This window comes from Pseudoalteromonas sp. A601, from assembly GCF_002165575.1.
Lineage (GTDB): Bacteria > Pseudomonadota > Gammaproteobacteria > Enterobacterales > Alteromonadaceae > Pseudoalteromonas.
Map to the genome: position 1 here is coordinate 1 of NZ_MXQF01000024.1, position 13437 is coordinate 13437.

Consider the following 13437-nt stretch of genomic DNA (forward strand, 5'->3'; position numbering starts at 1 on the left):
ATAGATCATCAATTAAATGTGTTTGGTATAAACTCTCTGAAAGACGAGCCTTTTCGGTTGCACAAATACTCACTCAGCAATACGGTATTAGCCCAAGCAGAGTTAAATCTTTGGGGTACGGAACTGATCTGCCAAAAATACAGGAAATATCTGTACGTGCAAATGCTGCTAACCGGCGCATAGAGGCCATCATAACAGATACTAGCGGCAGTTTAGCTGCAAGCAATGGATTCTAATTAAGTTAATTAGTTCTGCAAACTGAATTACAACGTTGGTCATTACATGGAAATAGATGATGTAACAAGCCATGGTGGCGTGTTGGTAGATTGCCTTGCAATTTTATGCCATTGCCATGGTCGCGAGTTCTCCCGTGAAACTTTATTAAGCGGCTTACCCCTTGAGCAAGGCAACCTCACTCCGTCAGGTTTTTCGAGGGCTGCAAAGCGTATAGGTTTTAAAACAAAAGTGGTTAATAAACCACTTGTTAAAATAAACGCTGCGTTATTACCCGCTATATTATTACTTAGCGATAATCAAGCTTGCGTTGTGACCTCTGTAGACACAGATACTGCAATGGTAGAGGTAATTTACCCTGAATTGAGTGACTCAGCAGTACACATAAGTATTGAAGAGCTAAGTCAAAACACCACTGATATTATTATCTATGCACAACCCGAGTTTGCCTTCGACGCTCGTTCGCCGGTCTTACAAAAGCTCTCTAAAGATGGTTGGTTTTGGGGTGTCATAAAAGAGTGTCGATCACTTTATAAAGACGTGATTATATCAGCTGTTGCCCTCGGGTTATTGTCTGTTGCCATGCCATTATTTGTAATGAACGTATACGACCGAGTTGTGCCAAATCAAGCAGTTGAAACATTATGGGTATTAGCAATTGGTGTTTTAATCGCCCTCACAGCTGACTTTGCTCTGCGCCTAGTACGAAGCTATTTTGTCGAACTTGCTGCCAGCAGAATTGATGTCAAAGTATCGGCGGTGATCATGGAGCGTGTACTCGGCATGAAGTTAAAAAACAGGCCGACCTCAGCAGGATCATTTGCAAGTAATATTCAATCATTTGAAGCTGTAAGAAGCTTTTTTAGCTCAGTTACGTTAATCGCCTTGGTGGACCTTCCGTTTGTACTTTTATACATCACCGTTATTGCGATAATCGGCGTCCCCCTGAGCATTCCTATTATCGTTGGTGCTTTGCTACTACTCTTTTACGCGTTAGCAGCACACCGAAAATTAGAAGCACTTTCAGAGCAAACCATGAAAGCCAGCTCAATGCGAAATGCAACCTTGGTTGAAAGCATCACCAATATTGAAGACGTGAAAAGCTTTCATAGCGAATGTAAAACCCAGTCTATCTGGGAAAAATCGACCATTTTTATTGCCCGTGTAAACGCACAAAGTAGGCTTATATCAGGATCTATTTCAACAACCGCAGCATGGGTGCAGCAATCAGTGGGAGTGATCATTATGATCATCGGTGTTCATTTAGTAATTAACGGCGATCTCACTCAAGGCGGCTTAATTGCAGCTTACTTATTGTCATCGAGGGCAATGGGCCCTATCGGGCAATCTGCCGCCGTTTTGGCCCAATTTCATCATGCGGCAATCGCAATGCATTCACTCAATGAAATTATGGAACATGAAGTAGAACGTCCACCGGGAAAGCATTGGTTGAGCCACCCTGTTTTAAGAGGCGATATTCAATTTAAAGATGTACGCTTTAAATATTCTGATGAAAGTAATGACGCACTCTCAGGAATAAATTTAAGTATAAAAGCAGGTGAAAAAGTAGCTATTTTAGGGCGTAATGGCTCAGGTAAAAGTACCTTAGAAAAACTTATTTTAGGATTATACGAACCAACCGCCGGATCGATAGCTGTGGATAATACGGATATCCACCAAATAGACCCAGCTGAATTACGCCACAATATTGGCTACGTACCGCAAACCGTTTCTTTGTTCTATGGCACCTTAAAAGACAATATAACTTTAAGTGCTTGGCATGCTAGAGACGAGCAAATTATCTCTGCATGCGAACAAAGCCAGCTATTTGATTTAATTAACTCCCACCCTGACGGCTTTGATTTACAGGTCGGCGAACAAGGCCGGTTATTATCTGGTGGCCAACGCCAAGCCGTAGGTATCGCAAGAGCGCTTATAAATGATCCACCAATACTTATTTTGGATGAACCAACCTCTGCGTTGGATCATGCCAGCGAAGCAAGAATTATCGCAAACCTGAAACAACACAGTGCGGAAAAAACCCTTATAGTTGTTACACATAGAACCTCTCTACTGGAACTTGTTGATCGGGTGATTGTATTAGACAACGGTAAAATAGTTGCAGATGGCCCTAAAGACAAAGTTATCGCATCATTAAATAACAGACCTGTGGAGCGTGCTTCATGAGTGACAAAAAACCACCTCTAGAACAACGTTCATTTGAATCGATGGGTCGTGCTATTGAAGCATCAAAAGGTCGCAAACCTTCCATATTTAATGGTTTATTTAAAAACTGGTTATCACCACCTAACAGCCAAGATTGGGTGGTCGATGCGCAATGGGAAAAAATGCAACAACAACCCGCGCGGGCACGGCTACTGCTGTACTTAATTTGTTTAAGTATACTGCTATTGATTGTTTGGTCTGCATTTGCAAGTTTAGATGAAGTAGCTCGTGGTGAGGGCCGAGTTATCCCTTCGAATAAGTTACAGCTGATTCAATCTTATGATGGCGGTATGGTTGAACAAATTAATGTACGCGAAGGGCAAATAGTAAACGTTGGCGATGTATTAATTAAAATAGACCCAACCCGATATATATCAAGTTTTCGTGAAAACCAGTCTAAAGTACAATCTCTCAGTGCCAAAGTAGCAAGATTAAAAGCGCTAACCCAAAAGCAGCCGTTAACTTTCGACGAGCAATTAAAAGCGGACTCTCCCAACGCTGTGATCCATGAGGAAGCGCTATATCTCAGTAACAAAGAAGAGCTAGACCAACAAGTCACTATTCATAAACGCCAGTTAGAACAACGTCGTCAAGATCATATTGAAGCGCAAGCCGCACTTAAGCAACATACTGACGCTCTAAGGTTAATCTATCGTGAGTTACAAGTGACCCGCCCACTATTAAAGTCGGGCGCAGTGTCTGATATAGACATCATTCGTTTAGAGCGACAAGCCGTTGAGCTAAAAGGCGAAATAAGTAGAACGAAAGCAGTAATAAATCGCAGTTTATCTGCGATTAATGAAGCTAAAAATAAAGTAACTGAGGTTGAGCTGGTCATGATAAATCGTTGGAATAACGAATTATCAGAAGCACTACTGCGCCTTGAGTCGATAAAAGAAACCGAGTCAGGACTCGCAGATAAAGTAACTCAGACTGAAATAAAATCCCCAGTAAATGGCACTGTACAACGCTTAATGGTCAACACTGTTGGCGGAATTTTACAACCCGGCAGTGAAGTACTAGAAATAGTCCCCCTTGATGACCAATTAATTGTAGAAGCTAAAATCCCCCCTAAAGACATCGCATTTTTGCGCCCTGGCCAAGCGGCAATGATAAAATTTAGTGCATATGATTTTGCCATTTACGGTGGTCTCAATGCCCAAGTTATGCAGATCAGCGCTGATACAATCACAGATGAACGTGACAACACCTTTTACTTGGTGCAATTAAAAACCAATAAAAACCAATTTGCCGACGACCTAACCATTATTCCTGGTATGACTACTCAGGTTGACATCATTACGGGCAAAAAAACCGTTTTAGAATACTTACTCAAACCTGTTTTACGGGCTACTTCATTAGCTATGACTGAACGCTAAGTCAGCCTGACATTCTAAATCTGGAGTAAAAATGCGATTACACCTATTTATTAGCGAGAAAGAACTGACTTCTCCTCATTGGAAAAATGCTTACCCTGATTGTGCGATAAAACATATAGCGCCAAAGCATATCACTGCTGATAGTGTGATCTGGATATTAGCTGGTATACCTCAATGGTTAGAATTAGTTAAAAAATACAGCCAAAACCGTATTCCGGTAATCGTCATGGCCAGAGAGTTAGATATTAATGAGCTCGGGGCTGCTTTGCAGATGGGTGCTAGGGGCTATATTGAAGCCTTTGCCAGTCAAATAATCATTGAGCAAGTTGCCGACACCATTCTCAGTGGTGGTATATGGCTTCCAGGTCAGTTACTGTCTAATTTAGTTGGCGCACTATCAAATCAGCCTGTTAATTATAAACATGATTGCGACCTAGACAGCCTAACAAAAAGAGAGCGTCAGGTTGTAGACATTGTGGTAACTGGTGCCACTAATAAACAAGTGGCCAATCAACTAAACATAACTGAACGCACAGTCAAAGAGCATATGAGTTCTGTGTTTAATAAGCTCAAGGTACGCGACAGAATGCACCTTATGCTCGCGGTTAAAGGGGGTTGACAGGCAAGCTATGATTAGGTTTACTTTTTACGTTCCATACCCGCCGCATCAACAGGTTGCGAAACCACACCGTCAAAACCAAGAGACTGAAGCATAGCTAAATCATCAGGATTACTCACACCTTCTGCAATCACCTTAATACCAAGCGAATGAGCCATTGCACACATTCCTCTTAAGAAAGTTTGGTTATCTTGGCTATAACTAATATTGTGACCATAGATACTGTCTATTTTTATCATTTCAAGGCCAAGCTCTTGTAATTTATCAAGTTTAGTGAACGCAGAACCAACCCGTTTTAGTGAGACTTTAGCCCCCATACTGTTCACCTGCCCGCAAAAGTCTCTAAATACAGCCAGTTCAGCTACCGCAATACTCTCTTTTACATCAAAACAAATATGTTTAGCTAAATTAGGAAATGCTAACAAGTAAGTCAGAATAGCGGCGAGCGCGCTATCATCTAATAGCGTTTCTTCGGATATTTCCACTGATATAAGCTTTAAATCTTCACGTTCATCAAACACCCTCACTAAATATTTAATGATCCCCCAATCTAATCGCGCCAGTAATTTTAATCGCTTAGCCCACTGGTAATAAAAGCCCGAGCGATAAAGTTCGCCGTTTAACAATAAGTTCAAGGTTAGTTGGTTGTGTAATAACTTACCGCTAAAACTGGTAACAGGGTAAAGCATAACATCGAGATCATCGTTATCTAATGCTTTTTCAATAGCTGAACGCCAGCTATCAGCACTATCAAATAACTCATTTTTGTTTTTATTATCGGTAAATTTAGCTTGTGTTGATTTATCACTTGATGCGATTTTGAGTAAGTCATCAACGCGCTTTAATAAAGTAAAGCGAGTATCTTTACTCTCAATAAATGTGCAACTGTGAGGCAGAGCTAAATCAACACTCTGATATTCAGATACTAATGTTTTGTGCAGCCGTAAAACCCGATCACTAAGCAATTGTAAATCTTCAACATCGGTAAATAACACCGTAAAATCTGTATGGGACATACGGGCAATATGGTTTTCAGAGAAACGATCTTCATTTTCTTCTAAAAACAGGATCAAGGTCTTAGTAAAACGCCTTACAAAATTAACCATTTCAACACGGCCAAGCTGTTCACTTATCTGATCAAGATTCATTACTCGAAATAAAAATAAAGCGCCATGAGCATGATCTTCAGACTGTTTTAAATGAGCTTCTAAAGTGGCAGAAAAATACTCCCGATTGGCCAAGCCAGTTAATTCATCATGTTGGCTTTTAAATCTAAACTCTTCAAGACGCTTATTATCTTCTTTTATAATTTTACTAAAACGAGCAGATAGCAGGTTCATTGAGCTAACAAGACGAGCAAACTCATAAGTATTTGGCACTTTTGATTTTATAAAACGCTTATTACCCAGTTCATTTGCTTGATACACTACATCATCAAGTGGACGTAGTATTTTTGACAGAAAATAGCTACTTGCAATACATGCGACAATCGCGACAATTAAAAAACTAAAGAACAACCTTACCGCACTTTGCCATAGTGCCTGTTCAGTATATTGACTATGACTTTCTAAATACACAGTACCAAACTGGCTCCAACCATCATTAATCTGAGACACCCCCGGCGCTACATTTAAGTGATAAAGATGATGAAACCAATCTGGTGTTGAAGTATCAAAATCACCAGAAAACTCGCGTTTTACAATCACCTCCCCAGCAGGGTTTTGTAATTCAATGCGTTGGTAATGGCCCGTATCAAAAGTTGCCGAAATAAGCAATTCTAAGCTCACAGGATCTTTATCTAACTGACTCACCATTAAGGCTAAACTGTTCGCGTTATCCACGTTTTTTAAATACAACTGAGACGAAAAATAGTCCTTTGCCGAGTAAGTACTTATTAACAAGCTGCTAATAAACCCTACTAATATCACCATAAGAATGGCAAACCAGAGCTCTTGACGAAGCGTGATACTACTTTTTTTATTACGCTTAAATAAGGAAAATAATGCCATTACCACATAACTCCTTCTCTTTGTGTTTGCTCTAATATCCGACGCCAGCGCGACAATCGCGCAGTCGGATTTGCAACACTTTTAGTTGAATTGTTCGCCCACAATCCTTGGCTATTAAAGCTAAATACAGGGCTTAAATCTGTGCGTTTTGCCGCAGGTAATACCTTGGTAATTAAACTATCTAAAATCATCGGCTGAGCATTAGGCGTCACAAAGTAACCTAATACCATGTGAGCCTGCGATCTGTTTGAACGTGGGCCACCTATTTGTGCTTTTACATAAATAAGTCGCAATTTATTATCATCAATACCCAGTGCTCTGAGGCTAATATATTTAGCAATGGCATAATCTTCACAATCACCTAAACCTTTACCTAGCGTTTCAAGTGGAGTCGCCCAGTAATCTTTTTGTTGCCACAGTTGGATGTCGGTGCGGTAACGCAGGTTGCGAGCAAAAAAATCGTTCACAATTAAAATTTTTTGTTGTTCTGATTTGTTTTGAGTTTGCACTAACATGGTTTGCCAGCTTCGTGCTACTGGCAGTCTTGTAGGACCAAACTGTTGATTCATTTGCTGAAAAAAAACATTGAACTGGATAGGTAGGCGAGCAGCAAAAACCAAGCTATTAGCGAGTAAAACTAACAATAACCCACGCCATATATAGCCTTGGTAGCCCGTCGACCAAACACGAGCTCGCTTTATAAAAGCGTACATAGGCTTGGCCATTGCATAATTAATAAAAAGTAATTGTTACCTTGTCGTATCACAGCTTTCGATCAAAAAGAATTGTTAAATCAAGCATAGCACCCACAGGTAAATATGAGATATTTTGCTTAGTAGTAAGTAACTTTTTTCACTTCTCTTGGTTTGATCTCACCTATGTATAAATCATGTACGCGTTTCATATCAAGCCTAAGCTCCGTTGCGTAGCTGTCGCCAACAGGGTAGCTTTTTACTACTTGCGCGCCTTTAATGACGCCTTGTACTTGGCTTTGTAATTGATCGTTTTGCGCAATACTGCCTTGCACCGTTGTGCCAGCGGTAATTTTTTGCCCATATACTTGCTCTGCAAGCTCACGATACGCTTCAAGCTTTGACGCTTTTAACGCCATTAACGAACGCTGTGACTCGTTATCGCCTGGTTGGGCACTGATTGGGGCGTAGCCTATCGCCTTAAGTACTGGGTAACTATCAGGCTCTATATATTTATATTCAACATGTTTATCAAAAATGCTACTGCAACCAGATAAACTTAAAGTTGCTAAAATAAAAAGGACTATACGCATAGGAGCTCACGTTAAAGTAAATGGTTTAATAGTCGCAATGAATGCATGATCAATGCCATGTTCTTGCTTTACTCTCGTATTTAAAACAATTGGTATAGTCCTTGCGTAATACATGCATATTAAAGGTAATTAACCAATATTTTGGCGTGGGATCTTACGATGAAAAAACTATTAACATGCGTTGTTACAGCTGCGACTTGGCTTGCATTGAGCGTAAGTCCCTGTGTAAATGCACAATGGTTTGAATCTACCGGCCATGCCAGCATTAAAAATAATGATATAGCCAAAGCTAAATCTGTCGCTATAAAAGATGCCATAACTCAAGCACTGGTGTTTTCAGGGGCCCGCGTTAGTTCAATGCAAACCCTTGTAGATGGCGTACTTACCCAAGATCAGCTAAAAATAAACAGCCATGGTGAAATACAAAAAATTGAAATGATCAGCGAAGACAGGCACGGCGATCAATTTGCAATCACCCTACGTTTAGATATTTTTCCAGAGCAAGAGCAGTGCCCGGCCAGCAACTTCAACAAGTTTGTTGCAATTACGCAAACCCAACTTAAACACCGTGAACAAGCTAGAATGGGTCAAATTTTTGACATCAATAAAGCCACTAGCGAAAACCTGTATAACACGTTAAACGAATCACCAATAAGTACGCGCCCTACCGCTTATTTTAACTACCCTATTCGTGTAAGTGAGTTTTTTACTCAACAATACGATTACAGCAACGCTCTACTTGAAGAAATTGCCTCTCGTAGTAATTCACAATATGTATTACTGAGTCAAATAGTTGATATATCAAATAGTGATAAACTCAATAATAGCTACGCTTTTTGGCAAGATGAAACCTATAAGCGCGCATACAATGTTGATTTTGTATTATTTGATGGCATCACCTACGAACGACTCTGGCAAAAGAACTATCGTGGTCAAGGTATTTGGCCATTTGAAAAAACTGATTTAATTGATGTATATAGCGAAAAGTTTTGGGGCTCAGACTACGGGCAAACCATTGTTGATATAAACCAAACCCTCAGCTATGACCTACAAGCAGCCATGGCATGCCTTGAAACCCAAGGTAAGATATTACATATTGAAAACGACAAACTAATCATTAACCTTGGTAAAGCACACGGCCTTGAAAAAGGGCAAATATTAAATATTGCCCATCATAATTACCTAACCGATGCTGCGGGTAATAAAATGCCTAATTTCATTATCACACTTAACCAAGTGCAAGTTGAACAGGTGTATCAACAAAGCGCTGTAACCATGAGTGTTGATAAACAACCTTTACCAAATATTCAGATTAACGACATTGTAGAGCTTGCTAAACAATCGCTTTAGTTAATTGTTTACGTAAACTAGGGTGCTCACTTAGCCACTTTGCCAACAACTCAACACCCGCTAAGTGCGGATAATGCTTACGAGATGCTAACACCACGCTGCGCTGCTGAGTTGGAAATATAGGCAAATACTTAATTCCGTCACGCTCAGCTGCTGCAAGCTTAGGCACAAAAGTGACCCCATCGTCCATGGCAACCAAGGCTAATAACGTTTCTAAACTATTACCTTGATACTCATTCGATACATCTACACCTGCCGCAAAGCAAAAACGCTGAGCCTGATCTTTAAAACAATGCCCATCGCTGAGCATTAATAAGCTACACGTTTTTAACTCATCTAACGCGACCTTACTACGCTGAGCAAGTTTATTTTGCGTTGACAAGGCCACTAAAAAGTCTTCTTTATATATATTAACTGTATGATAAAGCTTAAGTTCAGACACATCTGCTAGTATTGCAATGTCTAGCTCACCATTATCAAGTGCCGCTAGAATAGTGCTGGTTTGCATTTCAACAAAGGCAAACTGACTATCAGCAAAGGCTTCTTTCATTGAGGTAAGTAAAGTAGGTAATAAATACGGCGCAATAGTTGGGATAATACCTATTTTTACCCTACCCTGTAATGGGGCGCTCGATGTTGCCGCTAGCTCTTTTAGTATTTGGGTTTGCTCTAACACTAACTTTATCTGTGTCAACAAACGTTCACCTTGCATAGTTAAAGTAACTTGCTTAGTAGAACGGTCAAATAATGTAACGCCCAATTCTTGTTCTAGCTTTTTAATTTGGCCACTCAACGTTGGCTGACTAACATAACAAGCGTCTGCCGCTTTACGAAAATGTTTAAAGTGGGCAACTGCTTTTACATATTCAAGATCTTTTAAATTCATAGTAAGCTCAAACATAATAGGTAATACCTATCATGGTAATACAAATAAACGATTGGAGCTATTACAAGTTTCACGACATAATGGCTATCAACAAATCAAGAGGAACTAAAAAACATGTTAAACAATATTGAAGGTCAAACAATTCCACAAGTTACATTCGCAACTCGCGTAAATGATGAGTGGAAATCAGTAACATCAGACGACATTTTTAAAGGCAAAACTGTTGTTGTATTTTCACTACCAGGTGCATTTACACCAACGTGTTCATCAACTCATTTACCACGCTACAACGAGTTAGCAGGTGTACTTAAGCAAAATGGTGTTGATGACATCGTATGTTTATCAGTAAACGATACTTTTGTAATGAACGCTTGGGCTCAAAACCAAGAAGCACAAAACATTACCTTACTACCAGATGGTAACGGTGAATTTACAGACGGCATGGGCATGCTAGTAGATAAAAATGACCTAGGCTTTGGCAAACGCAGCTGGCGCTATTCAATGCTGGTTAAAGACGGCGTGATTGACAAAATGTTCATCGAGCCAGATTTACCAGGCGACCCGTTTGAAGTATCAGACGCAGACACTATGCTTGATTACATCAATCCTGAGCAAGTAAAGCCACAAGCAGTAAGCATATTTACTAAACCTGGTTGCCCATTCTGTAGTAAAGCAAAAGCGTTACTAGAAGAAAAAGGCTTAGTGTTTGAGGAAATCACCATGGGTGCAGGTGCATCTTTAACAAGCCTTAAAGCCATCTCAGGCCGTGAAACCGTACCACAAGTATTTATTGGCGGAACGCACATTGGTGGCTCTGACGATTTAGAAAAATACTTTGCTTAATTAAGTAATCCTTTAAGCACATGATTAGGGGCATTAATGCCCCTACTTTTACCTTTTTACGTACCCATTTTATTAACTTATTTAAAACCAGTTTTTTAATAAAATTGGTATTGAGGACATCACCATGAAAGAACTAAACACTGATGTTGTTGTAATTGGTGCAGGCACTGCCGGCCTAAGTGCATACCGTAACGCAAAACAACACACACCAAACGTATTAATGATTGAAGCAGGCCCATACGGCACTACCTGTGCGCGTGTTGGCTGTATGCCTAGTAAATTATTGATTGCAGCCGCTGAAGCCGCTCATTCAATCGAAACAGCACCGGCATTTGGTGTACATAGTTCAAAACCTACCATTAATGGTGTTGAAGTAATGGCACGGGTGCGCAATGAACGCGACCGCTTTGTAGGCTTTGTGGTTGAGGCCGTAGATGAAATTCCAAGTGAAGATAAAATTCGTGGCTATGCAAAGTTTCTCGATGCCAACCGCGTTCAAATTGACGACCACACAATTATTAATGCAAAACGCTTTGTTATCGCAACGGGCTCACGTCCTGCTTACCCTGGCGTATTTAATAACTTTGGCGATAAATTAATAATTAATGACGACGTGTTCGATTGGCAAGACTTGCCAGAATCTGTTGCCGTGTTTGGCCCCGGCGTTATTGGCCTTGAAATTGGCCAAGCTTTGCACCGTTTAGGTGTTAAGGTAAAGCTATTTGGTGTGGGTGGCGCTATAGGCCCTATTACCGACCCTGTCATTAAAGATTACGCCAACACTGTATTTGCAGAAGAATTTTTTGTGGATACCGACTCAAATGTGTCTGATATGCAAAAAGTCGACGATAAAGCGCAACTTACTTATGTTGACAAAAACGGCGACAAGCAAACCGAACAATTTGATTTTGTACTCGCCGCTACCGGCCGCATACCGAATACCGACAAACTCGGACTTGAAAACACAGGGATTGAGCTAGATGAACGAGGCGTACCAATTGCCGATAAACACACTATGCAATGTGGCGATTCAAACATATTTATCGCCGGGGATGCCAGTAATATGATCCCTCTATTACACGAAGCAAGTGACCAAGGCACCATTGCTGGGCAAAACGCAGGACGCTTCCCAGATGTGCGAAACGGCTTACGTCGTGCTTCTATTGCAGCGGTATTTAGTGACCCACAAATCGCGATGGTAGGCGAAAGCTACAAACAAATAACAGAGCGTTTAGGTGAATGCGGTTGTTTTGAAGCCGGCGAAGTCAGCTTTGAAAACCAAGGCCGCAGCCGTGTAATGCTAAAAAACAAAGGCCATATGCGAGTATACGCAGAGCAAGGGACTGGCTTATTTATTGGCGCTGAGTTTATCGGCCCACAAGCCGAGCATATAGCCCATTTACTAGCATGGGCAGTACAAAACAAAATGACCGTACCACAAATGCTTGATATGCCATTTTATCACCCAGTGATTGAAGAAGGCCTGCGTACCGCCCTTCGTGATTTAAACGCTAAACTAAAATTTGGCCCAGATATCATAAACCACTGTATGGAATGTGGCCCAGGCGCTTAAACCAAGCGCTTAAACAAATACGCACACAACAAAGGAAGCCTCGGTTTCCTTTTTTATTATCATGTACTTTGGGTTAAATGATCACTTTATCACCATGACTTGGCGGTGTTGAAGTAACAATAAACTCAAGATCAACGTCGCCATAATTACATAATTGATGAACAACTCCTGTTGGCACATGCAAACCCTGCTGCGGGTTTTATTCGCGCGATAAAGTGTAAAACAATCAATGTGAAGATAGATATCACACTAAAATTAAAAGAGTTAACTCAGGTTAATTACTGATAACGCGTTAATCGAAATTAAGATGTCTGAAGTCAGGATTTTCCCCCTGAGACTCTGAGACTCTGAGACTCTGAGACTCTGAGAAAAAGGGTTGCAGGGGATGTATGGGTAACCAACTAGTTTATCTTAGATGATATTTTAACATCTAAAGTGTGAATATTTAGAGTTTAGCAAACCCAAGGCTTAGACCAATCAAAATTGTAATATTTATTAGTACAAGCTCGTTTTGCTGCTGACAACAGCGATTGGAAAGGCTACATACTCGCTATGGGTGGTTTACACACAAAGCTAAAAGATAGACCCATCAAATTACACACCAATTAAACATCGTTGAGGAAACTGGTGAGTGTTTGCAAAGCTATTACGATGGTGAACTCATTCTCAAAGTAAAAGGTTTGCTGGTAAAGCTATAATCACAAGGAACTATTCATGGAAGGTAGAAAAAGCATAACCTAAAGCTGAAACGAGTTAGCTAAAGCTCCCTACTATCTAAAAAAAGAGCTAAAGCTATCACTTTTAAATAACGCTGTAATTAAACACAACATTTCAAATAGCTAAAGCTACCTATTGAGCTTTAGCTCATATCAAACACCAGCACAAAACCAAAATAACCTTTAATTCACTGTCCGGAATTAGTTGACCACAACACTTTGCCAGAATGGCAAGAAAGATCTTACTTGGAGTTCTGTGAATAACTGTACTTTAGTTTGAGCCTATATTAATTGTGGTATCTTGTTAAGGTTCTATT

General features: G+C 40.4%; 11 protein-coding genes. 7 read left to right on the plus strand and 4 right to left on the minus strand.

Translation table 11 applies throughout. From position 1 onward, the window contains the following. From B5G52_RS22220 to B5G52_RS16500, 4 genes are all read left to right on the plus strand, one after another. On the plus strand, window positions 1–236 hold a 236-nt coding region (locus B5G52_RS22220), incomplete at its 5' end, for an OmpA family protein (protein WP_369679936.1). Between the two features lie 46 nt (window positions 237–282). Beyond that, entirely contained in the window at window positions 283–2421 is a 2139-nt protein-coding gene (locus tag B5G52_RS16490) for a type I secretion system permease/ATPase (protein WP_087533746.1), read from the plus strand. Beyond that, window positions 2418–3839: an HlyD family type I secretion periplasmic adaptor subunit gene (locus B5G52_RS16495; protein WP_087533747.1), complete on the plus strand. Its 1422-nt coding sequence runs from the start codon at window positions 2418–2420 to the stop codon at window positions 3837–3839. Before B5G52_RS16490 ends, B5G52_RS16495 begins: the two co-directional genes overlap by 4 nt. 31 nt (window positions 3840–3870) lie before the next feature. After that, window positions 3871–4458: a response regulator transcription factor gene (locus tag B5G52_RS16500; RefSeq protein WP_087533748.1), complete on the plus strand. Its 588-nt coding sequence runs from the start codon at window positions 3871–3873 to the stop codon at window positions 4456–4458. Window positions 4459–4478: 20 nt separating this feature from the next. Here B5G52_RS16500 and B5G52_RS16505 read toward each other — a convergent pair whose 3' ends face one another. The 3 genes from B5G52_RS16505 to B5G52_RS16515 form a co-directional block, all read right to left on the minus strand. After that, window positions 4479–6467 carry a LapD/MoxY N-terminal periplasmic domain-containing protein gene (locus B5G52_RS16505; protein ID WP_087533749.1) on the minus strand — a complete coding sequence of 663 codons (1989 nt, stop codon included), beginning with the start codon at window positions 6465–6467 and terminating at the stop codon, window positions 4479–4481. Then, on the minus strand, window positions 6467–7180 hold the full coding sequence (locus B5G52_RS16510) for a transglutaminase-like cysteine peptidase (protein WP_087533803.1): 714 nt from the start codon (window positions 7178–7180) through the stop codon (window positions 6467–6469). The genes B5G52_RS16505 and B5G52_RS16510 overlap by 1 nt, the downstream gene beginning before the upstream one ends. A 119-nt stretch (window positions 7181–7299) precedes the next feature. Further along, on the minus strand, window positions 7300–7752 hold the full coding sequence (locus B5G52_RS16515; protein ID WP_087533750.1) for an LPP20 family lipoprotein: 453 nt from the start codon (window positions 7750–7752) through the stop codon (window positions 7300–7302). Window positions 7753–7911: 159 nt separating this feature from the next. On the opposite strand from B5G52_RS16515, the gene B5G52_RS16520 reads away from it, so the two are divergent. Then, window positions 7912–9102 (plus strand): flagellar assembly protein T N-terminal domain-containing protein, encoded by a 1191-nt coding sequence (locus B5G52_RS16520; protein ID WP_087533751.1) that lies wholly within the window; start codon window positions 7912–7914, stop codon window positions 9100–9102. Here B5G52_RS16520 and B5G52_RS16525 read toward each other — a convergent pair. Next, on the minus strand, window positions 9086–9988 hold the full coding sequence (locus tag B5G52_RS16525; RefSeq protein WP_087533804.1) for a LysR substrate-binding domain-containing protein: 903 nt from the start codon (window positions 9986–9988) through the stop codon (window positions 9086–9088). The genes B5G52_RS16520 and B5G52_RS16525 overlap by 17 nt on opposite strands. Window positions 9989–10102: 114 nt before the next feature. Between B5G52_RS16525 and B5G52_RS16530 the strand changes: the two genes are divergently transcribed. Then, window positions 10103–10831, plus strand: a complete 729-nt coding sequence (locus B5G52_RS16530; protein ID WP_087533752.1) for a glutathione peroxidase — start codon at window positions 10103–10105, stop codon at window positions 10829–10831. Between the two features lie 124 nt (window positions 10832–10955). After that, window positions 10956–12404 (plus strand): dihydrolipoyl dehydrogenase, encoded by a 1449-nt coding sequence (locus B5G52_RS16535; protein WP_087533753.1) that lies wholly within the window; start codon window positions 10956–10958, stop codon window positions 12402–12404. Window positions 12405–13437: the final 1033 nt, after the last annotated feature.